At 49.7% G+C, this 21754-nt stretch carries 23 protein-coding genes; 9 read left to right on the forward strand and 14 right to left on the reverse strand.

The window, feature by feature from the left end; all coding sequences use genetic code 11:
• Positions 1-3 precede the first annotated feature (3 nt).
• From carB to F599_RS0109910, 7 genes are all read left to right on the forward strand, one after another.
• Positions 4-3231: a carbamoyl-phosphate synthase large subunit gene (gene carB, locus F599_RS0109870; RefSeq protein WP_026327940.1), complete on the forward strand. Its 3228-nt coding sequence runs from the start codon at positions 4-6 to the stop codon at positions 3229-3231.
• On the forward strand, positions 3218-3988 hold the full coding sequence (locus F599_RS0109875) for a dihydroorotate dehydrogenase electron transfer subunit (protein ID WP_019543370.1): 771 nt from the start codon (positions 3218-3220) through the stop codon (positions 3986-3988). The genes carB and F599_RS0109875 overlap by 14 nt, the downstream gene beginning before the upstream one ends.
• Positions 3985-4926, forward strand: a complete 942-nt coding sequence (locus tag F599_RS0109880; RefSeq protein WP_019543371.1) for a dihydroorotate dehydrogenase — start codon at positions 3985-3987, stop codon at positions 4924-4926. The genes F599_RS0109875 and F599_RS0109880 overlap by 4 nt, the downstream gene beginning before the upstream one ends.
• Before the next feature lie 3 nt (positions 4927-4929).
• Entirely contained in the window at positions 4930-5646 is a 717-nt protein-coding gene (pyrF, locus tag F599_RS0109885; RefSeq protein ID WP_019543372.1) for an orotidine-5'-phosphate decarboxylase, read from the forward strand.
• Positions 5643-6218: an orotate phosphoribosyltransferase gene (gene pyrE, locus F599_RS0109890; protein WP_019543373.1), complete on the forward strand. Its 576-nt coding sequence runs from the start codon at positions 5643-5645 to the stop codon at positions 6216-6218. The genes pyrF and pyrE overlap by 4 nt, the downstream gene beginning before the upstream one ends.
• Positions 6219-6403: 185 nt before the next feature.
• Positions 6404-7462, forward strand: coding sequence for a tyrosine-type recombinase/integrase (locus tag F599_RS15195; protein ID WP_071592866.1), 1059 nt, complete (start codon positions 6404-6406; stop codon positions 7460-7462).
• Between the two features lie 128 nt (positions 7463-7590).
• Complete coding sequence (locus F599_RS0109910) at positions 7591-8463, forward strand: phosphoribosylaminoimidazolesuccinocarboxamide synthase (protein ID WP_019543377.1); 873 nt, start codon at positions 7591-7593, stop codon at positions 8461-8463.
• Between the two features lie 115 nt (positions 8464-8578).
• Here F599_RS0109910 and F599_RS0109915 read toward each other — a convergent pair whose 3' ends face one another.
• The 14 genes from F599_RS0109915 to F599_RS0109980 form a co-directional block, all read right to left on the reverse strand.
• Positions 8579-9826 carry a methionine gamma-lyase family protein gene (locus F599_RS0109915; protein ID WP_019543378.1) on the reverse strand — a complete coding sequence of 416 codons (1248 nt, stop codon included), beginning with the start codon at positions 9824-9826 and terminating at the stop codon, positions 8579-8581.
• 18 nt (positions 9827-9844) lie between these two features.
• Positions 9845-11659 (reverse strand): GTPase HflX, encoded by a 1815-nt coding sequence (gene hflX / locus F599_RS0109920; protein ID WP_019543379.1) that lies wholly within the window; start codon positions 11657-11659, stop codon positions 9845-9847.
• Positions 11660-11689: 30 nt separating this feature from the next.
• The gene (locus tag F599_RS0109925) at positions 11690-12691 is read right to left on the reverse strand and encodes a nucleoid-associated protein (RefSeq protein WP_019543380.1); all 1002 of its coding nucleotides are present in this window, start codon (positions 12689-12691) and stop codon (positions 11690-11692) included.
• Complete coding sequence (locus tag F599_RS0109930) at positions 12692-13393, reverse strand: hypothetical protein (RefSeq protein WP_026327942.1); 702 nt, start codon at positions 13391-13393, stop codon at positions 12692-12694.
• A 193-nt stretch (positions 13394-13586) separates the two neighbouring features.
• Positions 13587-14333, reverse strand: a complete 747-nt coding sequence (gene trmD, locus F599_RS0109935; RefSeq protein WP_019543383.1) for a tRNA (guanosine(37)-N1)-methyltransferase TrmD — start codon at positions 14331-14333, stop codon at positions 13587-13589.
• A complete protein-coding gene (rimM, locus tag F599_RS0109940; RefSeq protein WP_019543384.1) occupies positions 14323-14865 on the reverse strand; it encodes a ribosome maturation factor RimM in 543 nt (180 codons plus the stop codon). The genes trmD and rimM overlap by 11 nt, the downstream gene beginning before the upstream one ends.
• Positions 14837-15259 (reverse strand): YlqD family protein, encoded by a 423-nt coding sequence (locus tag F599_RS0109945; RefSeq protein ID WP_019543385.1) that lies wholly within the window; start codon positions 15257-15259, stop codon positions 14837-14839. Before F599_RS0109945 ends, rimM begins: the two co-directional genes overlap by 29 nt.
• Positions 15260-15408: 149 nt before the next feature.
• Entirely contained in the window at positions 15409-15636 is a 228-nt protein-coding gene (locus F599_RS0109950) for a KH domain-containing protein (RefSeq protein ID WP_019543386.1), read from the reverse strand.
• A 27-nt stretch (positions 15637-15663) separates the two neighbouring features.
• Complete coding sequence (gene rpsP / locus F599_RS0109955; RefSeq protein ID WP_019543387.1) at positions 15664-15933, reverse strand: 30S ribosomal protein S16; 270 nt, start codon at positions 15931-15933, stop codon at positions 15664-15666.
• 28 nt (positions 15934-15961) lie between these two features.
• On the reverse strand, positions 15962-17359 hold the full coding sequence (ffh, locus tag F599_RS0109960; protein WP_019543388.1) for a signal recognition particle protein: 1398 nt from the start codon (positions 17357-17359) through the stop codon (positions 15962-15964).
• Positions 17356-17721 (reverse strand): YlxM family DNA-binding protein, encoded by a 366-nt coding sequence (gene ylxM, locus F599_RS0109965; RefSeq protein WP_019543389.1) that lies wholly within the window; start codon positions 17719-17721, stop codon positions 17356-17358. Before ylxM ends, ffh begins: the two co-directional genes overlap by 4 nt.
• Positions 17722-17814: 93 nt before the next feature.
• Positions 17815-18678, reverse strand: coding sequence for a D-alanyl-D-alanine carboxypeptidase family protein (locus F599_RS0109970; protein ID WP_240950399.1), 864 nt, complete (start codon positions 18676-18678; stop codon positions 17815-17817).
• 191 nt (positions 18679-18869) lie between these two features.
• The gene (locus F599_RS0109975) at positions 18870-19259 is read right to left on the reverse strand and encodes a hypothetical protein (protein WP_019543391.1); all 390 of its coding nucleotides are present in this window, start codon (positions 19257-19259) and stop codon (positions 18870-18872) included.
• A gap of 27 nt (positions 19260-19286) precedes the next feature.
• Positions 19287-20741 (reverse strand): alanine/glycine:cation symporter family protein, encoded by a 1455-nt coding sequence (locus F599_RS0109980; protein WP_019543392.1) that lies wholly within the window; start codon positions 20739-20741, stop codon positions 19287-19289.
• 244 nt (positions 20742-20985) lie between these two features.
• Here F599_RS0109980 and F599_RS0109985 point away from each other — a divergent pair, with 244 nt between their 5' ends.
• Together F599_RS0109985 and F599_RS15595 are read left to right on the forward strand one after the other, a co-directional pair.
• Entirely contained in the window at positions 20986-21210 is a 225-nt protein-coding gene (locus F599_RS0109985; RefSeq protein ID WP_156021998.1) for a hypothetical protein, read from the forward strand.
• A gap of 252 nt (positions 21211-21462) precedes the next feature.
• Positions 21463-21754, forward strand: a 292-nt coding sequence (locus tag F599_RS15595) for an IS30 family transposase (protein WP_169337822.1), incomplete at its 3' end; no start/stop codon positions are given.

Consider the following 21754-nt stretch of genomic DNA (forward strand, 5'->3'; position numbering starts at 1 on the left):
TCCGTGCCAAAAAAGAAGAATCTCAATAAAGTAATGGTCATTGGTTCCGGCCCAATCATCATCGGGCAGGCGGCAGAGTTCGATTATGCAGGTTCGCAGGCTTGCCGTGCGCTCAAGGAGGAAGGCCTGGAGGTCGTCCTCGTTAATTCCAACCCCGCAACCATCATGACAGATACGCACATCGCAGACCGCGTATACATCGAGCCATTGACGGTTGATTTTTGTGAAGCCATCATTGAGAAGGAACGCCCCGACGGCCTGCTCGCGACGCTCGGCGGACAGGCAGGACTGAATCTCGCGGTCCAGCTAGCAGAAAAGGGCGTTCTGGAAAAATATCATGTGGAACTGCTTGGCACGCCGCTCAAAGCAATCGAACGCGCGGAGGACCGTGAGCTCTTCAAGGAGACCATGCAAAAGCTTGGCGAGCCGATTCCAGAAAGCACCATTGTTGAAGATGTTCCCTCCGCTGTCGCCTTTGCCAATGAAATCGGCTATCCTGTCATCGTGCGCCCTGCCTATACCATGGGCGGCACCGGCGGCGGCATTGCGGAAAATGAAGAAGAACTCATCGAAATCGTCATCAAGGGCCTCAATTACTCCATGATTGGCCAGGTCTTGATCGAGCGCAGCGTTGCCGGGTGGAAAGAAATCGAGTATGAGGTCATGCGTGACGGCAATGACAACTGCATTACCGTCTGCAACATGGAAAACTTCGATCCGGTCGGCGTGCATACAGGCGATTCCATCGTCGTCGCACCATCGCAGACTCTTACGGATCACGAATATCAGATGCTGCGCAGTGCCTCACTCCGTATCATTCGCGAACTCGGAATCGAAGGCGGTTGCAACGCGCAGTATGCTCTCGATCCGAACAGCAACCGCTACTATGTGATCGAAGTCAATCCCCGCGTGAGCCGTTCCTCGGCACTTGCTTCCAAGGCGACTGGCTATCCCATCGCCAAGGTCTCCGCAAAAATTGCCATCGGCTATATGCTCGATGAAATCACGAACGCGGTCACTCAGAAAACGAAAGCCTGCTTCGAACCCACACTTGACTACTGTGTCGTGAAATTTCCACGCTGGCCGTTTGATAAGTTCGTGTATGCAGACCGTACGCTCGGTACGCAGATGAAGGCGACAGGCGAAGTCATGAGCATCGATCGTAATTTCGAAGGTGCGCTGCTCAAGGCAGTACGTTCTCTTGAAATTGGTGTTCATCGCCTTCATATGGAAAAAATGGATGAGTGGCCGGATGAACGTGTGAAGAAAAATCTCGCGCGCATCAACGACGAGCGCATTTTCGTGATTGCCGAGGCGCTACGTCGCGGCGTTGCTGATATCGACACCATTCACGATATCACGAAAATCGATAAATGGTTCCTGCATAAAATCAAGAACATCACGGATGTCGAGCTGCGCCTGACGCAGGAGAGCCTCACGCCGCGCCTGCTCGTGGCAGCCAAAGATGTCGGACTTGCCGACCGCTCCATCGCAGAGATTACGGGAAAGACGCTAGATGAAGTGCGTACGATGCGCATTTCCGACGGCATCCTTCCTCGTTATAAGATGGTCGATACCTGCGCGGCAGAGTTCGAGGCTGCAACGCCGTACTATTACTCGACCTTCCACGCTCAGGAGGATGAGGTCAAGGTATCCAAGGCGCGCAAGGTCATTGTCTTAGGTTCCGGACCGATCCGCATCGGGCAGGGCGTCGAGTTCGACTACTGTTCCGTCCACTCTGTCTGGGCGCTGCGGGAAATGGGCATCGAGGCCATCATCATCAATAACAACCCCGAAACTGTTTCAACCGACTTCGATATTTCGGATCGCCTTTATTTCGAGCCGCTGACGACAGAAGATGTGCTCAACATCATCGACAAGGAAAAACCTGAAGGCGTCATTGTACAATTCGGCGGACAGACGGCCATCAACCTCGCTGCCTCTCTGCAAAAGGCCGGTGTGAAAGTCTTCGGCACCTCAGTCGACGATATCGACCGTGCAGAGGATCGCGAACGCTTTGACGAGGTACTCACGCAGACGCACATCCCGCGTCCGCGCGGTATCAGTGTCACCAATCTCCAGGATGCGATTGACGGGGCTGCTGATATCGGCTATCCGGTCATGGTTCGTCCCTCCTATGTCCTCGGCGGCCGTGCAATGGAGATTGTCTACAACGAAGCAGAACTGCGCGACTACATGAGCCGTGCCGTCAAAGTAACGCCAGACCATCCGGTACTCGTCGATCGCTATATGGAAGGAACTGAGGTCGAAGTTGATGGCATCTCCGACGGTGTCGATGTTATCATCCCTGGTATTATGGAACACGTAGAACGTGCGGGCGTCCATTCGGGAGATTCCATCGCCGTCTATCCGCCACAGACACTTTCCTCTAAGGTTATCTATACCATCATCGATTATACGAAGCGACTCGCTGTAGCACTTCACGTCAAAGGTCTCCTGAACATCCAATTCGTCGTCGTCAATGACGAGGTCTACATCATCGAGGTCAACCCTCGGTCCAGCCGCACGGTGCCGTTCCTCTCAAAAGTTACGGATGTCAAGATGGTCAATCTCGCGACGCGTATCGCACTCGGCGCTACCGTCAAGGAGCTCGGCTATCATTCCGGGCTTGTACCACCGAAGCCATATGTCGCCGTCAAAGCGCCGGTATTCTCATTCGCGAAAATGACGGATGTCGATATCGCCCTCGGCCCAGAAATGAAATCGACCGGCGAAGTCATGGGCATTGACTACCATTACGCACGGGCGCTCTACAAGGCGATCATCGGCTCAGGTATGAATGTGCCGACGAAGGGATGCATTCTTTTCACCGTTGCTGACAAAGATAAGGATGAAATGAAGCAGCTCGCCAAAGCGTTTTCCGATATCGGGTTCGAGATTTGTGCAACGGAAGGTACTGCCAAGACCATCCAGGCAATGGGAATTGACGCGGAGATTGTAGGTAAAGTACATGAACGCAGCACAGACATCATTCAAATGATCAAATCTGGCAAGATCAACATGGTCATCAATACATTGACGCAGGGGAAGCACTCTATGAACGATGGCTTCAAGATCAGGCGCGCCACGGTAGAGCACGGCGTTGCTTGCCTGACTTCGCTAGATACGGCTTGGGAAGTGCTCAGGGTTCTTTCCTTCATGCGTGACCGCCGCCTCGTTTATAGTCTTGCCCTGCAGGATTACGTTGGAGGCGGTGATGACCTTGCCTGAAAAGATGACAGAAACCGCTACCGTCATGGCACAGCAGGAGGTTGCCCCTGGCGTATACCGCATGGAACTTTCTTCCCCGGCGGTTGCAAAAGTCGCGCAGCCCGGTCAATTCGTCCAGGTACGAATCTTTAACGGCAATCATATTCTGCGTCGCCCGCTTGGCATTGCGGAATGTGACTCTGCGCGCGGCTGCTTCACGATGTTTTATCGCATCGTCGGCAGTGGTACTAGGGATCTTTCCTTGCTCGTACATGGCGAAATTCTCAATGTTCTCGGCCCGCTTGGTCATGGTTTTGCTACCGCTTTCCATCATCCACTGCTCATCGGTGGCGGCATGGGCCTTTCTCCTTTGCTTTCCTACGCACAGGCAAAGAGGGGAGCCTGCGATATCCTTATGGGCGGCAAGAACGCCGAAGAGCTTTTTTGGCAATCCTTCTACGCACCATACGTCCAAAAGACCTTTCTGACTACGGATGATGGGAGCCTGGGCAGCCGGGGATTTACCACTACGATTTTTCCGCAGGTTCTCAAGCAGGACACCTACGATGGCGTCCTCGTCTGCGGTCCGGAGATCATGATGCGCGGTATCGCAAAAATGGCGGCACAAGCTGGCATTCCATGCCAGGTCTCCTTGGAGAAGCGCATGGCCTGCGGTTTGGGCGCCTGCCTCTCGTGTTCCATTGACATGACAGACGGCAGAAGGAAAAAAGTCTGTAAAGACGGCCCTGTCTTCTGGGCAGAGGAGGTGTTTGCATGAATTGCGTAGCGAAAGATACCTTGCTCGCCACAGATTTATGCGGCATCAAGATGAAAACACCGATTCTCACAGGCTCGGGGACCTTCGGCTTTGGCGAAGAATTCGCTGATTTCGTCAATCTTTCAAGCATCGGCGGTGTTGTCGTCAAAGGAACAACACTGAAGCCACGACGTGGTAATGATGGTGTCCGCATCACGGAAACGCCGGCCGGCATGCTCAACTGCATCGGTCTGGAAAATCCAGGCGTTGAAGTATTCCTCAAAGAAACGCTGCCACGGATTCGTCAATACGATATGAACGTCATCGTCAATATTTCCGGCAGCAGCGTGGAAGATTACGGATTGTTGGCAGAAAAACTCGACGCAACAGATATCGCAGCCATCGAGGTCAACATTTCCTGTCCTAATGTCAAAGAGGGCGGCATTGTTTTCGGTACTGATCCAAAAGCTGCCGCTGCTGTGACACGGGCCGTAAAGTCTCATACAGGAAAACCTGTTATTGTAAAACTCTCACCAAATGTGACGGATATCGTCTGTATGGCAAAAGCCGTTGAAGATGCTGGTGCCGATGCGATTTCTCTTATCAATACACTCCTCGGCATGCAAATAGATATCAGAACTTGGGCGCCCGTGCTCGGCAACATCACCGGCGGACTTTCCGGCCCTTGCGTGAAACCAGTTGCTGTTCGCATGGTCTGGCAAGTCGCACAGGCCGTTCATGTGCCTATCATCGGCATGGGAGGCATCATGTCAGCAGAGGATGCCGTAGAATTTTTCCTTGCCGGCGCGAGCGCAGTGGCAATCGGTACGGCAAATTTTACAGACCCAAGTTGCATCACAAAGATTTCTGACGAGCTTGCTGCCTATCTCGCGGCTCATCGATTGGAAAACATTCACGATCTGATTGGCAAAATCAAGATTCCGCAAAAGGAGGCGTGAAGTATGGCAGACGAACGACTCATCGTCGCTTTAGATTTCCACCGCATGGAAGATGTAAGGCATCTCGTGGAAACCTTAGGCGACAGCGTCGCTTACTATAAGGTAGGCATGGAGCTCTTTTACAGTGTCGGCGGCGAAGTGGTACGCTGGCTGCGCGAGCAGGGAAAGCATGTATTCCTCGACCTCAAACTGCATGACATCCCCAATACGGTTGCAGGGGGCCTTTGTTCGCTCATGCACCTCGGCGCTGATATTCTGAACGTACATGCATCCGGCGGCTTTACAATGATGCAGACGGCTGCGCAAAAACTGCACGACGCGGCAGATGCGGCAGGAATTCCATGTCCTAAGCTCATCGCGATTACTGTTCTCACGAGCATGGGACAAGAGGATTGGTCGCAACTCGGACAGACACATACGATTCCTGATACCGTCGTCCGCTTTGCAAAACTTACGAAACAGGCTGGACTTGACGGCGTTGTCGCGTCGCCGCAGGAAGCAGCCATGATCCGCCAAGCATGCGGCAAAGATTTTCTCATCGTTACACCCGGCGTACGCCCGGCGGGAGTGTCCGTGGACGACCAGAGCCGTATTGCAACGCCTGCCGCTGCACTGGCGAACGGCGCTACGCATCTCGTGATAGGCCGACCAATCCGTGCGGCAAAAGATCCGTGTGAGGCCGCTTTGGCAATCTTAAAAGAAATGGAGACAGTAAAATGACGGAAGAAGAAGTAAAGGACCTCCTCATAAAAACACATGCGATTATGAACGGCCATTTCCTGCTGACCTCAGGTCTGCATAGCCCGCATTATGTAGAGAAATTCAACGTCCTGCAACATCCGCGATATACGCAGCAACTCTGCGAAGCCATGGCAGAGAAATTCAAAGATGCTGATATCGAGACAGTCGTCGGCCCAGTAACCGGCGGCATCCTGCTGGCACATGAGACAGGAAAAGCACTTGGTACGCGTGCCATTTTCACAGAACGCGAAAATGGCAAGATGACGTTCCGCCGCGGGTTCTCATTGCACCCAGGAGAGCGGTGTCTTATTGTCGAAGATATTGTCACAACAGGAGGATCTATCAAAGAAGTGATTGATGTCGTGCGCGCACACGGCGGCATTCCCGTTGCGGTCAGCATGCTGGTGGATCGCAGCGGCGGTAAAGTCAACTTTGGCGATGTTCCGTGCACCGCACTCTTGCATCTCGATGTCGAAACGTACAAACCGGAGGAATGTCCGCTTTGCAAGCAGGGAATCCCGATGACAAAACGTGGACGGACGGGGAAATAAAACGAGGCGTACGACGACAAGACAACAAACAGTTGCCTTTTGCATCAGCAGGCTGATACACTTTATGTAGCAACCAATCAAGGGAAGAGGCCAAACCTCCTCCCTTGATTTTTATGGTTTAATGTTGACAATAGGAAAAGTACACATTAAGATAGAAGTGTAAAATAATTCGAGGTGAAGCCATTTTGAAAAATGTTACTCCACAGCCTCCCCAGGAACTGTTCACAGACAAAACATTGCCCCATCATATACTACCAGCCAGTACCAGCAAGACAGTGGCTGCCACTGATACTGCCACTATCTCGCAGGCATATTTTCTTGCGCACTGGAAGCAAATCCTACCACGCTATATCGGTCATGGCCGTCCCTCTGCAGATACGATGAATCACTACAGTTCATATATCCAACAGTTTTTCGATTGGTGTCAGACCATGAAGACGCCCCCCTTGGCTATTACAGACTTTGAAATGCGCGGTTTTGTAGAATGGCTGTATGGTCATGGCTATAAAGATGACACCATTGCTGTCAAACTCGTATCCATCCGCCGCTTTTACCTTGCTGCACAACGCCTCGGTTTGATTGCTGAAAATCCTTGTCAAGATATTTATGTCCCTAATGCCACGCCAGATGAACTCATTCGTTTTTTCACGCCAGATCAACTCTACGAAATCTGTCAATTTTACGAAGAGGATGAAAATCTATTTCGCCGGTACCGTAACATTGCCATCGTCTACCTGATGGGCGTCGAGGGAATGCGCAATGTTGAAATTCATCGCATGAACCGCGAAGACATCGACACGGAGATCGGTTCTATTTTTGTACACGGTAAGGGCCATGACCGGCGCATTTTCCCCTGCCCAGAAACCATGTCGTTCTTGCATCACTACTTATCACACTATCCACCAGAACCCAAAAAGGATGGCCCCTTTACGCCGATGTTTCTTTCCGATTCCCATAAAAATCTTTGGGGACGCCTTTCTCGCAATGGGATTCGCTTCATCATGAATCAGGCACTTGTCGAAACCGGCTTCAAGCGGCCAGGACTTAGCTGCCATGTTTTTCGTCATAGTGCTGGCACCAATCTTTATGCTGCAACGAAGGATTTGCGTCTCGTCCAAGACACGTTGGGACATCGTGACCCGAAGACAACAGCTCGCTATGCACATTTACAAGAACGTATGGCAAAGCGACAAACGGCTTCCATCGTACCGCGTCCTGCAGACGCGCGAAACAAAAACGACTGATCGAAGTAGTTCAAATTCTTCCTCCAAAATCATCCCCGCTTCCTGCGAAAAAGTATCGAATTTTCATCTCAATTATGGTACTATTATATGGAAGGAAGTTTCATCAATCATTTTGGGAGGCTGTGTTTATGAAAGAATACAAACCGTTCAAATCCGGCAAGGTACGCGAGGTCTACGATGCTGGCGACAGCATCATCATGGTCGCGACGGATCGTATTTCTGCTTTTGATCATATTTTGAAAAACAAGATAACGAAAAAAGGCGCTATCCTGACACAGATGTCTAAATTCTGGTTTGATTTCACAAAGGATATCCTCCCCAATCACATGATTTCGGTCGATAATGCCGATATGCCTGAGTTTTTTCAACAGGAACAGTTCGTCGGCAATAGCATGAAATGCAAAAAGCTGAACATGATTCCCATGGAATGCATTGTACGAGGCTACATTACTGGCAGCGGCTGGGAAAGCTATAAAGAAAACGGTACGGTTTGCGGCATCAAACTCCCAGCAGGTCTCAAAGAATCAGAAAAACTGCCGGAGCCGATTTTTACGCCAAGCACGAAGGCTGAGCTCGGTGACCATGATGAAAATGTCTCACTAGAACAGGGCGCAAAAGTACTCGAGAAATCTTTCCCCGGCCATGGAATGGAATATGCGGAAAAAGTCCGCGATTATACGATTGCCATTTACAAAAAATGTGCGGACTATGCACGGACACGTGGCATCATCATCGCTGATACGAAATTTGAGTTCGGCTTGGATGAGCATGGCCAGATCGTCCTCGGTGATGAAGTTCTGACGCCGGACAGTTCTCGTTTCTGGCCTTTGGAAGGATATGCGGCGGGGAAATCTCAGCCATCCTATGATAAGCAGTTCGTACGTGACTGGCTCAAAGCGCATCCTGACAGCGATTATGAACTGCCTCAGGATGTCATTGACAAGACAATCGCGAAATATAAAGAGGCATACCAGATGCTGACAGGAAAAGAATTCCACTAAATTAAACTTCATAAGACAAAGCCTTCCGACTCCGCAATCATACGGAATCGGAAGGCTTTGTTGTTTTCTACAAGCGCATGTTCAAAGCACTGCGCATCCAGATGAGGAGGCTTATTCACCTGTTGTTCAAATCCTCAATGGCCTGTGCTGCGCCCATGATGCCGATGCAGGCATGCTCAAAGGTAAGACCGCCTTGCAGATAGACGTTGTACGGCGGACGCAAAGGACCATCCGCACTGAATTCAATGGATGCGCCTTGGACGAAGGTCCCCGCAGCCATGATAATTTTATCCACATAGCCCGGCATATCCCATGGCTCTGGCGCAGCAAAGGAATCGACCGGCGAATATTTCTGAATACCACCGCAAAAAGCGATGAGTTTTTCCGCTGAACCGAGCTCGATTGCCTGGATGATATCTCCACGCGGTTCTGTCGGCAAAGGCGACGTCCGGTATCCCAGCTTAGCGAACATGCCTGCGGCAAAAATAGCCCCTTTGATTGCTTGTGCCGTCACATGTGGCGCAAGGAAAAAACCTTGGAACAGCAATCTGTTATTGGAAAGGCTTGCTCCGAGTTCATCCCCCATACCGGGTGCTGTCAGACGATAGGAGGATAACTCCACAAGCTCTTTCCGCCCCGCGATATAGCCGCCAGTCGGTGCAAGACCGCCTCCTGGGTTTTTGATGAGAGAGCCCGCCATGATATCGGCACCAACCTGCGTAGGCTCAAGCGTATCGACAAATTCCCCATAGCAATTATCGACAAAGCAGATACAGCCAGGATTCACGCGGTGCACTTCCTCCGTGATGCAGCGGATATCATCAATGGAAAGTGGCGGCCGCATACTATACCCACGAGAACGCTGAATCTCCACCATCTTTGTCCTATCGGTAACGATATGTTTGATATTCTCGATATCCACGTGCCCCTCTACTAACGGAAGCTCTCGGTATCGGATGCCAAATTCTTTCAGGGAACCAGGGCTAGGAGCAGCATAGCCAATGACTGTCTGCATGGTATCATAAGGTGTCCCCGTCAAGGAAATGAGCTCATCGCCAGGACGCAGAATACCAAATAAGACCGTTGCCAAAGCATGCGTACCACTCACAAACTGCGTCCGTACCAATGCCTTTTCGGCACCAAAAACATGCGCATATAATTCTTCAAGTTTGCCGCGCCCAATGTCATCATAAGCATATCCTGTCGAAGTATTGAAATGTGCATCGGATACCTTGCATTCTCGCATGGCATCAAGCACCTTCAACGTATTGGCCTCGGAAATCTCGTCTAACGACTGAAATGCTTCGGCAGAATCGCGAAGCACTTCCTGCTTTATCTCCTTTAATTTTTTTGAAAATGTCATAGATACCCTTCTACTCCTTTATTGATCTGCTATCACATACTTGGAAAATAGATGTAAAAGATTCTGTGGAACATTGGCGGTCACGCGTATGCCGTATGCGAGGAATTCCTGCGACACGATTGCATTCTTTTCGTGGAGTAAAGCGGGCAACCGTCCTTTCTCAAATGGCAGGAGAAGCTGTAACATTTTCCTGTGCTCAGAAAAGAAAGCATCAAGACGATCGGCCAGTGTCGTTAGATTCTCCCCTGTCCACGCAGAAAGCAAAATACCATCACGATCACGCAAAAGCACCTGCTCCCGCAGATGATCCTCACAAAGATCCACTTTATTGAAAACATAGAGCGTGGGCTTTCTTTCCACCTGGATTTCACGCAGGACTCGCACAACCGCCTCGATCTGTTCCTCATACTGCTGACTGCTTGCGTCGACTACATGGAGCAGGAGATCTGCTTCTCTGACCTCCTCTAACGTTGCTTGAAAGGCGGGCACCAAAGTATGTGGCAGTTTCTGGATAAAGCCAACTGTATCTGTCAACAGGATATCCTGTCCGCTCTTTAACGTGATGCGACGTGTCAAAGGATCAAGCGTCGCAAATAGCTTGTCTTCCGCAAAGGCGCCTGCGCCAGTGAATGCATTGAGCAATGACGTTTTTCCAGCATTCGTATACCCCACCATGGCTACGAGGGGAACGGCTGCTGCTTTCCTTTGCTCACGATGCAAACGCCTATGCTTGCTGATGGCCTGAAGTTGTGTTTCGAGGACATGGATGCGTTTACGGATACGGCGACGGTCAAGCTCTAGTTTCGACTCTCCTGGCCCCCTCGCACCGATACCGCCACCAAGGCGTGACATGAAGAGTCCCTGACCGCCGAGACGCGGCAAATGATAACGCAACTGTGCCAGCTCAACCTGCAGCTTTCCCGCTTTCGTACGTGCCCGTTGTGCAAAGATATCGAGGATCAGTGCTGTGCGGTCAATGACCTTGCTGCCCAAAGCCAGTGTGAGGTTCCTCTGCTGGGACGGCGTAAGTTCATCATCAAAAATGACCATAGTCGCACCAGTCTGTTGTATTGCTAGGGAAAGTTCCTCTACCTTGCCACGTCCGAGGAAAAAAGCTGCGTCTGGCTTCCCTCTGCGCTGGATGCACGTCCCGATGACAGCGGCACCAGCTGTGTCTGCAAGGCGCTGTAGCTCCGCCATGCTGTCTTCGATGGAAAGCACAGCAGCATGGCTCTCAATCTCCACCCCCGCCAAAAGAGCGGTTTCTTTTTTCTTGCCGGTTGTCCGTTCTATATGCTTCAACAGCTTTTTTTGAATCGATGCCAAAAGCCGATTCACATCGATCCGCAGGAGATCCCTCTCTCGACAAGGACCTACAACCGTAACGTCCGGCGTTCCATCTTCCTGGAAATCCCCTGTCAAGAATCCCACGGTGCCGAAAATCTCTCCCTTGTCTGTTTTGCTGATGGCCCCCATAAAATCAAAAGATATGCGGCGCAAGGATGAGATATCTGGCTCACTAAGGGTAGAATCACCGCCGGGATGTGTATGCAAGCAACGGATGCCAGAAAGGCCCTGCAAGCGCCTTGTACCTACCTCTGGCAGATCCACAGTTGCATGGTCGCCGATAGAGACAGCCATCACGCGTCCGTTGCCATTTAGGTAAACAGCAATCTCTCTGCCCATTTGCTGCGTAAGATCAAGTAACTCTTCATCAAGCTCCGGTGTCGAAAATTGCTCTCGCGGTACCAAATATGTATAAATCTGCTCGAGACGTTGAACAAGCGATGTCTTGAGATTCGTCGAATCTCCATAAAGAATTGATTTCTTCACTACTGACCTCTCATAAGGGATTATACTTCCTCATCCCCTGTTGATGATGCTGGCAATATGCTTCAGCGTAATAGAAAGCGTACCATCCGCTTCATTGTGAAATTCAACAAACTGAGTATTATCAAAATAATCGGTCGGGATGGCCAATTCTATGCCGGTATCCGTCTTGAGTTTATGTTTGGCCACTTTTTTCAGCGTCGCTTCCTGATCCATTTGCACCGGTTTATCAAATCCCTGTTCCTCAAGCCGCCTGTTATAATCGGCTTGCATGGCCGGCTGTTCCTTGAATACTTCCTCCCCTGCGCGTTTCAAATCCAGCTCATTGGAAATCTCCATGTGTTCTGCCACATAATTTTTTGCAGCAGCCGCCGCAGCAACAGCATCCTGGCCAAACGATTCCGCCACTGCAGCTGTCGTTTTTTCCAAGCTTTTCAAAGCATCCTTCTGCGATGGCTCCATACTGCACTCTAGGACAACTTCCGGCAGCAGATATACCGACTCCCCCTCCATCGTATACTTCTTGGCTACAAGTGACAGTTGCAAAGATGCAGCATCGATGATGACGAACTCATCCATACGCTGAGAAAGATTCGGCATAATGGCATAATGATTAATGATTTCATTCTGCACACCATGTTCCGTCTGACACACCTGATGGACGTATCCTACATGGTTGTTGCACTTGAATAAAATGAGCTTTCTCTGTTCATCCACATGAACATCAAGAAGAATGATATCTGCTGATGCAACCTCCTCTGTATGAAGTAAAGAATTTTCCAAATGCTTCGCAAGTTCCTGGGAAAACGCGACGAAGGTGGATTCCCCATTCAAATACGCTGAAATTTTCGCTTTGCAGGCACTATCCTCATAGAAGTCGCCACTCTTCGCATCTTGGCGGGCGAGTGATTTTTCAATATGCTTCTGCAGGAACATCTGAATATTCTCCTGCAGATCCATTTCCTGCTCCGAATATACCGTAACACCGGAATTAAAATCCAATACATGCAGGATTGCTTTATCGATCGTAATCAATCATGCTTCCCCCTCATGTGCAGCAGCATCTGCTGCCTGGCGTGCCTCTCTCATGCGTGGCACAAGATACTTTTCTAACTTCTCCTGCAACTCGACAAGCTCATTGGAATCGAAATCGTAAGTAACATCTGGAATCGAGTGAATTCGCGCTTCGCCAAAAAATTCGTCCCGATACATATTATAATATATCGTCACATCACTGGCGTGCGTAAAATCAACATAATCGATAATGATATAGGATCCATTATTGATTTTCACTGGCTGCTGTGGGTTGATAAACAGCTGATACCCCTCAAGAGTTTCCGGCAATTCTTTAGCAAATGCCCAATCGCAGATGCCTTTTTTTATTACAAGACTGCTGATGTTCTTCGGATTGAAGGTGACCATATCTTCAAGCAACTGCATCAATTCCTTGGAAAGCTTTTCTCCAAATATTTCCAAAGAATTCGTAATATATTCGATACGACAAAATTCTACAAAACCGACTTGCATGCGCAGCTTGTATTCATGTGTTTCCTCATGATAATAGGCAGTGACGCTTTTATGAATAACTGCATTCTCATAACTGAAAATATCATAGCGATCATCAACCGGTACGCATAGCGCACGATAGAGAAATCCATGACATTCTCGCGGCAAGCTGTCAAGAAGAGGCCAGCCTTCCAGCGCATGTTCTATCTTTTCCACCGTATCCTGATGCACAACGTTCACCTCACAGCACAACAAGGTTTCTTCGTCTCAAGGGAAATGAGGTGCCTCGGTCTTGCGCATCCGTACAGTCTCCACTCGCCTTGATCCATATTCCATCCCCTCAAAGCGATATGACGCATTCATCAAGATGAATGCCCTGCACATCCACGTAAAGCCAAAGCACCTCTTACAAATCAAAACATCATCATTTTTGCAGGTGATTTCCCGCAATGCGCAAAAATGCCTGCTCCTTTTCCGTTAAGGAAGCCTTATCCAGTAAATCAGGGCGACAACGCTGCGTCATGAGGATCGCCTGCTGACGGCGCCACATACGAATTTTTGCGTGATCTCCAGAAAGGAGGATGTCTGGAACCTGCTTCCCTTCAAAATCTCGCGGACGGGTGTACTGCGGAAAGCCGAGCAACCCTTCATAAAAAGAATCTGTAGGAGCGGACTCCTCATCTCCTAAAACACCAGGAATCATACGCGACACAGCATCGGTAATGACCATAGCCGGTAATTCTCCCCCCGTCAAGACATAATCACCAATGGATATTGCCTCATCCGCGAGGTCATAGATGCGCGCATCAAAACCTTCATAATGTCCGCAAAGAAAGATAAGCTGTTCATACGAAGCAAGTTCTTTCGCTTTTTTCTGTGTAAATGTCTGACCAGATGGATCCATGATGAGAATACGGCGATTGTCTGCATACATAGCAGTCTGCGCTAAGACAGCACGCACCGCACGATACATCGGTTCTGGTTTCAGCACCATGCCGGCACCGCCGCCAAAAGGCGAATCATCGACATGCTTATGTTTATCGAACGAGAATTCCCGGAAATTCGTATAATGGAGTTCAAGAATCCCCTTGTCGACGGCCCGCTTTGTGATACTAGCACCAAAAGGCCCGGAAAACATCTCGGGAAAAAGCGTCACATAATCAATGCGCATCGATAAGCTCCCCTGGCATATCCACAAACATGCGCCTCTGTTCGAGATTGATTTCCTTGACCACCGACTTCAACGCCGGAATCAACAGCTCGCGTCCATCGTCTGCACGGACTTGGTACACGTCATTGGCACCTGTGCGCAAAACCTCTGTAATGGTCCCAAGGACGTTCCCTTCCATATCGAAAACCGCGAGCCCGATGATATCAAAAGTATAGAACTCACCCGCAGCGAGGGGAGCAGCTTCCTCGCGAGTGACCGTCAGCAAGCGGCCTGTCAAAGCCATTGCCTGCTCGCGCACGGGATACTCCTGAAACTTCAAAAGAACGAACTGTTTATGGTAGCGACAGCTTTCAATATGCAAAAGCTCATCTCCCACCATGACTTCTCGCATATCCTTGAACCGTTCGGGAAAATCCGTCAATGGAATAATGCGCATTTCGCCATGAATGCCCTGTGCAGCTCCTACACGGCCAATGGTGATACGATTTTTGGGAGGCTGCTGCTCAGCCGCGGATGGCGACGATTTTATCATCTTCCACCAACACTTCCACATTCATGAGTTCACGCATGTCGTCGCCAATATGGACGTCTACCTGACGTTCAAGCGTTCCCTGGACAATTTCCGCGCCAATGGCGAGCTTTTCCATATCTTCCTTGCGCTTCTGCGTCTCAGCACGGAAAGCAAGACGTTTCTGACGTTCCTCACCGAATTGTGCCTCGATGGCTTGCGCACGGTGCATGCTTTCTGGCGTAGGCTCTGCCGGCGTATTCTCCTGCAACACACGCTTCTCCTGAATGCTGAGCTGCTGCAGCTCGAGATCGACGTGAGCGAGGTTATCTTCAAGTTCCTTGAGGATTTTCTCTTTGAGCTTTTCTGTTAATTTAGCCTTAACCGTGACCGGCATCTTAAGCGAAATGCTGTCCATTATTTTCCTCCTAAAATAAATCAAAGGGCCGAATGATTCATTCATCGACACTTCATCATCGGTTCCAAAAGAAAACGCGGCAAAGACTCTCTAATCGAAGGATCTCTGCCGCATCTCTCAAGAAACTGCTGTATTCACAAACAGTTCCCCTAAACAATCTCAACCGTGACCTTTTTTTCTTCGCGAGTGGCAGCGGCTTTGACAACAGTACGCATCGCTTTGGCGATACGTCCCTGCTTGCCGATAACCTTACCCATATCATCCTCGGCCACATGAAGCCGGAGCATCGTCTGACAATCCTCCTCTTTTTCCTCCACATTGACCTTTTCCGGATGATCCACTAAAGCTTTGGCGATAACTTCAACAATTTCTTTCATGCTGATGCCTCTTTCTCTCCCGAAAGCTTAGTGTTTTTTGCTCTCTGCGAATTTCGTCATGATACCCTGCTTGCTCAGAAGAGACTTCACAGTATCTGTCGGCTGAGCACCCTTGCTCATCCAATCAAGGACCTTTTCCTCGTCCACTTTGACAACAGCCGGCGTCTGAGACGGGTCATAGTTGCCAAGAATTTCGATGAAACGGCCATCACGCGGTGCACGGGAATCCGCAACAACAATACGGTAGAAAGGATTCTTCTTCGCACCCTGGCGATTCAAACGAATCTTTACTGACATGAAACTTCACCTCCTTTAATGGAATATATCAATGAAAGAATGGGAGCTTCCCACCGAGACCGCCAAGACCTCCGAGGTTCGGGAGTCCGCCGAAGTTCGGCAACCCCTTCTTTCCGCCCTGCATCTTTTTCATTTTCTTCATCATTTTTTTCATCTCAGCGAACTGTTTCAGAAGCTTGTTGACATCCTGCACATGCGTTCCTGAGCCCATAGCGATACGTTTGCGTCGACTGCCATTGATAATCGAGATATTCGCGCGTTCCTTTGGCGTCATCGCGCGAATAATTGCCTCGATACGACGCATCTCTTTGCCATCGAGATCGATATCCTGTCCAGCAAGCTGCTTCTTCAAGCCTCCCATTCCTGGAATCATACCAAGTATGTTCTCTAGGGAACCCAGTTTTTTGACCTGCTGCATCTGCGCGAGGAAATCATCCAGCGTGAACTCATCCTTGCGCAGTTTCTTGGCCATCTTCTTGGCTTCTGCTTCGTCAAAGGTCTGCTGTGCCTTTTCCACAAGGCTGAGGACATCTCCCATCCCCAGGATGCGCGATGCCATACGATCCGGATGAAAAGGCTCCAGAGGGTCGAGCTTCTCCCCCATACCAACAAATTTGATAGGCACGCCTGTAACCGCTTTGATGGAGAGCGCCGCACCGCCGCGAGCGTCGCCATCGAGTTTCGTCATGACAACGCCATCTAGACCGAGCTGATTGTGAAAGCTCTGCGCAACATTTACCGCTTCCTGGCCTGTCATCGCATCGACAACCAGGAGAATCTCGTGCGGGTGGACATTCCCCTTGATGTCTTTGAGCTCATTCATGAGCTTTTCGTCCACTTGCAGGCGACCGGCTGTATCGATGATAATGACATCATTGAGGTGTGATTGTGCATAATCAACAGCGCCTCTGGCAATTGCAACCGCATCTGTCCCCGGCGCCATCTTGAACACCGGCAACCCCAGTGATGCGCCAATCACCTCCAGCTGCTTGACCGCAGCTGGACGATAAATATCGTCAGCGACGAGCAAAGGCCGCTTCCCCTGTTGTTTGAGCGAAAGCCCCAGCTTACCAGCCGATGTTGTTTTACCTGCGCCCTGCAAACCGACCATCATGATGATTGTCGGCGGCTGTGAGCTCATATGAATACGGCTCTGTGTCCCGCCCATCAACGCAGTGAGCTCTTCATCGACAATCTTGATGACAACCTGTGCCGGTGTAAGCGTTTCGAGAATATCCTGACCGATGGCACGCTCTTTTACAGTCTTGACGAAGTTCTTGACGACTTTGAAATTCACATCCGCCTCGAGCAGTGCCATACGCACTTCTCTCATAGCCTCATTGACATCATCTTCCGTCAGCTTGCCATGACCGCGCAATTTCTTGAAGGTCTGTTGTAATCTATCGGACAAACTTTCAAAAATCAATTCTGAACCTCCTCTCGGCCAAGGAACGGCACAAGTGCAGTAAGCATGGAAGCTATCTGCTGGCTGTTCTCAGGTGTTTGTATCTGCTTCAATTCCTGGCAAATCCTGCCCAATATTTTTCGCTCTTCCTGGCAGCGTGCAACAAGCCGAAGCCGCTTTTCATACAACTGCATCGTACGAGCCGCACGGTGAATATTATCATAGGCTGCCTGGCGAGAAATACCAAGTTCCTCGCCAATCTCAGACAACGACAAATCATCATATAAATGTAAGTGTAGGCACTCTTGCTGCTTTTGCGTAAGCAATGCACCATAAAAATCAAAGAGATCGGAAAGATAGAGAAATTGCTCCACACCAACCACCTGCTGCTCATCCCATTGCCAAGTAAATTTCCTTGACGATGGATATTATACGCAATCTGCCCGGTATTGTCAAGGAAAATTCCTTGGCAGAATTTATTTTTCGCCCATCTGTGCGAATCCATAATCCAGCAGTGCGGCGGCTTCGAGGAATCGGCTTTCATCATCATCAGAATGCATGACCACAGCAATGAGCTCATGGCTGTCCCTATCCGCGGCTACCGTCAGACAACCACGGGCAGCGCTCGTCCATCCTGTCTTACCGCCGACCATACCTTCGTAATTCCCAAGCAGTTCATTGGTATTGACACAATACTCTACACGTCCCGCAGGACGGATATAATAAATGTTTGTGTCCTTGGTACTGACAATCTTACGGAAAATCTGATTTTGAAATGCTGCTGCTGCCAGTTTTTCCATATCGCGTGCAGTAGAGTAGTGATCATCATCCGGCATCCCGTTCGCATTCACGAAATGAGTATTCGTCATCCCCAGGGAAGTAGCGCGGCGGTTCATTCGCTCCGCAAAATAATCAATATCACCGCCGCTCAATGACTCTCCGACAGCAGTCGCCGCGCCATTATCCGAAATGAGCATCATCTGTGTGATAAGATCCTGCATGCGGATTTGGTCTCCAGGATGCATACGCGTACATTCCACATCAGCGGCATTGGGACTGACTTCGACGATACTTCCAAGACGCCCGCTCTCAATGGCCAGCAAGCAAGTCATCATCTTCGTCATGCTAGCAGGATATTCTCGTTTGTCAGCGTTTTTCTCATACAGCACGCGCCCTGATCCTGTGTCGACGACAATGGCTGCATCTGCTGTGATCTCAGGTGGCACAGCTGCCAATGCCTGCGTAGAAACAGCAAAGAGTATCAATAGCAAGACGATCATAGATGGAAGCTGACGCCGTACATGTCTGGCACTGCTACAAAAAGTTTCGTTACACCACAAAGAAAAGCCCCCTTTTAAGATGTATCCCGCGAAAAGTATACATCCCAAAGGGAGCATTGTCTATAGCAAACTCAACGCACAAACGTCCACTTCGTGGACATTGTGCGCCCGCTCTTACAGTAAATCCGGTCAATCACGCTGCGCCTGTGGCTTGCGCTCTTGGGGATTTACATAGTAACAGAAAACAGAGCCTACTTTCCTTCTCGTTTCTCAAACTCTTGCGCTTTCCGGTAATCATAAATAACGCCGTACTGCAACCAGCTGTCAATAGAGGCAATCAGGATGTTCATAATCGTATGTGCACTCAGATTGAAGTTACTGATTTCGCAAATCAAGATTTTTTCCTGCGTCTTGATATGGCAGAACTCCACGCGAATCTCATATGGGCGAAACGTCAGCAGATATTCGTTCGAGGTACTTTTTTCCTTAAGCAGCATATGTTTGAGATCGCCCGGCTGGACAGGAACAAAACCAAACTGCTGCACGCGTTCGACAAGCTGCGGCTCTGTCTCCTTGTGGAAATGCGCATTGATTTCATCGCGTTTCTGCTCAAGCTCCGCGAAGACCGGAAAAATAATCATGATAAGACTCCTCTCATCTTATAGGTTTTATCTCATGCTTTGGTCATAAGCCTCAGCAGGGATGTCTGCAGGGTCGGCCTGATAGTCAATAAACTCTCCCTTTTTTTCGTGCGCGACAACCTTTTCTTCATAATCAAAACATTCCTTGGCAATATCTTTATTCAGCCACAGCAAGCAAATAAGGTTAGGAATAATCATAAGACCATTCATCGTATCAGAGAAGTTCCAGACAATCTCAAGCGTCGTCGTCGCGCCTACAAACGTTACAAGCGAGAATAAAATCCGATATGCCATAATGACAGGACGTTGTTTCACAAGATATTCCAACGCCTTTTCTCCGTAATATTCCCAGCCGAGAATTGTGGAAAACGCAAAAAGGGAAATAGCGATGGATACAATCAACTTGCCATAATCTCCGAAAACCGTTGAAAAAGCCAAAATCGTAAGCTGAACACCGGAAATAAGCTTCCCCGTTGCAGGATCAGTTGCCCCAAGCACACCGGATGAGGCAATGACAAGGCCTGTCAGCATGCAGATAATCATCGTATCAAAAAACGTTCCCGTCATATTGACATAACCTTGCCGCGAAGCATGATCGGTACGAGCAGCAGCCGCCGCAATCGGTGCAGAACCAAGGCCGGCCTCGTTGGAAAACACACCGCGCGCGACGCCCCAGCGCATTGAAGTCAGCATTGATGCGACGATAGAACCACCGATACCACCGGCAACAGAATCAAATGAGAACGCCATACGGAACATTTCTACTACCCCCGCGGGAACAGCCGCAAAATTCACCGCAATGACGACAAGTGAGGCAAAGAAATAAAATACGGCCATAGCAGGAACTACGACGCTAGAAACAAGGCCGATACTGCGAATACCACGAATCAAAACACTGATGGCCGCAATCGTGATGATTCCCCCTACGAGCCAGGTAGGAATCTCGTAGCTAGAAGAAAGTGCCGCAGCAATAGAATTTGCCTGCGTCATATTGCCAATTCCGAAGGATGCCAATACCACGAAAACGGAAAATAAAAACGCCAGCAACCGCCCAAAACCGTTGTGAATACCGTTCTTCATCGCATACATCGGTCCACCGGCCATTTCCCCCACGCTATTCGTCTCACGATATTTCACAGCAAGTACGGACTCCCCGTACTTCGTAGAAAGCCCGAACGCTGCGGAAATCCACATCCAGACCAGTGCGCCAGGGCCACCGAGTACCATTGCCGTAGCAACGCCGACAATATTACCGGTGCCGATGGTGGCAGACAAAGCTGTCATCAAAGACTGGAATGGGGTAATATCTCCCGCATGATTGTCGCGTTTAGAAAATACCATTCGTATTGCATAGCCGAGATTACGCCATGGCAGAAACTTCAATCGTACAGTCAAAAAAACACCCGTCCCTACCAAAAGGACTAACATCACTGGTCCCCAGACAAAATTATTCACTGCCGAGAGGATTGCTGATACATCCATATACTCCAGCCTCCCTAAAAAATTAATTCTTTCATGCTGATAAAAGGAGAAGCAGCGCTGCTCCTAGAACGCCAAGGTTTCTTTGCAAGCAACGCTGCTTTTATTTTATTTTAAATACATTGTATCACTTTGTCAACTAGTTGCGTACATGTATACATAAACGCCATTGTAAGTTTACAATAGATGGACGCTGGTTAAGGCGATTATTGTTTTCGTTGCTCCCTCGTTCGTATGAACAGAAGCTATGCGCGTAGAAGTAACGTATTCCCAATCCTTCGAAATGGTCGGCAGTCATGAATTCCGAGCCGTTGTCGCTCGTTATCGTTTTGAAATCTTCTTTGCTGTATGCTCCGCTGCGCAGGATTTCATCGAAAGTCTGAATCTCGCTTTTCATGCTTTTGTCTCGCATCTTTCGCACAATTTCCCAGCGCGTCTTCCGTTCTGTGAGGGCCAGAAGACGGCCGATTGATGGATGCGTCGGTGCTGCGCGGCTGATGAAGTCATTCCCCGGCCGAACCATCCCTTGCACCAAGACACTCTACAATATGCTGTAGACTAACAAACTGCCGTTCTCGCTCTTCGATCTGTCTCATGCCTTAGGACGGAAGCAGCACAGAAAGTGGAACCACAAGAACAAGCGTATGCTCGGAGGCAGCATAGAGGAGCGTCCTTCGATTGTAGCTGCTGCACAGAGATTGGCCATTGGGAAGTGGACACGCTTGTGAGTCGGCGTCAGGGTCGCGAGGCGGTCATCTTCACGACTGTGGAAAAGGTATTACGCAAGTTTATCGCCATCCGTATCCCCGGGCGAACCAGATCCGGTATAGAGGTCGCTATGACGAAGATGCGCGAGGAATTTGGTGATGAGAACTTCAGCAAGTTCTTCAAGACGATGACAGCTGATAACGGCCCGGAATTTGAGACATTCTCTCAGTATGAGCAGCTTGGCACGAAGATCTATTTCACGCACCCGTACAGCTCATGGGAACGTCCTCAGAACGAGCGGCACAATG

This window comes from Selenomonas bovis DSM 23594, assembly GCF_000381005.1.
In the GTDB taxonomy this organism is placed as follows: domain Bacteria; phylum Bacillota; class Negativicutes; order Selenomonadales; family Selenomonadaceae; genus Selenomonas_C; species Selenomonas_C bovis.

Bases quoted from the DNA above. Each gene is read 5' to 3' on its own strand.
- F599_RS0109880 (WP_019543371.1), top strand. From the start codon at position 3,985: ATGAATTGCGTAGCGAAAGATACCTTGCTCGCCACAGATTTATGCGGC.
- F599_RS0109945 (WP_019543385.1), bottom strand. From the start codon at position 15,259: ATGGACAGCATTTCGCTTAAGATGCCGGTCACGGTTAAGGCTAAATTA.
- F599_RS0109975 (WP_019543391.1), bottom strand. From the start codon at position 19,259: ATGATTATTTTTCCGGTCTTCGCGGAGCTTGAGCAGAAACGCGATGAA.
- F599_RS0109980 (WP_019543392.1), bottom strand. From the start codon at position 20,741: ATGGATGTATCAGCAATCCTCTCGGCAGTGAATAATTTTGTCTGGGGA.
- F599_RS0109910 (WP_019543377.1), top strand. From the start codon at position 7,591: ATGAAAGAATACAAACCGTTCAAATCCGGCAAGGTACGCGAGGTCTAC.
- F599_RS0109915 (WP_019543378.1), bottom strand. From the start codon at position 9,826: ATGACATTTTCAAAAAAATTAAAGGAGATAAAGCAGGAAGTGCTTCGC.
- trmD (WP_019543383.1), bottom strand. From the start codon at position 14,333: ATGCGCATTGATTATGTGACGCTTTTTCCCGAGATGTTTTCCGGGCCT.
- F599_RS0109950 (WP_019543386.1), bottom strand. From the start codon at position 15,636: ATGAAAGAAATTGTTGAAGTTATCGCCAAAGCTTTAGTGGATCATCCG.
- rpsP (WP_019543387.1), bottom strand. From the start codon at position 15,933: ATGTCAGTAAAGATTCGTTTGAATCGCCAGGGTGCGAAGAAGAATCCT.
- rimM (WP_019543384.1), bottom strand. From the start codon at position 14,865: ATGATAAAATCGTCGCCATCCGCGGCTGAGCAGCAGCCTCCCAAAAAT.
- pyrF (WP_019543372.1), top strand. From the start codon at position 4,930: ATGGCAGACGAACGACTCATCGTCGCTTTAGATTTCCACCGCATGGAA.
- F599_RS0109875 (WP_019543370.1), top strand. From the start codon at position 3,218: ATGACCTTGCCTGAAAAGATGACAGAAACCGCTACCGTCATGGCACAG.
- F599_RS0109985 (WP_156021998.1), top strand. From the start codon at position 20,986: ATGCGCGTAGAAGTAACGTATTCCCAATCCTTCGAAATGGTCGGCAGT.
- pyrE (WP_019543373.1), top strand. From the start codon at position 5,643: ATGACGGAAGAAGAAGTAAAGGACCTCCTCATAAAAACACATGCGATT.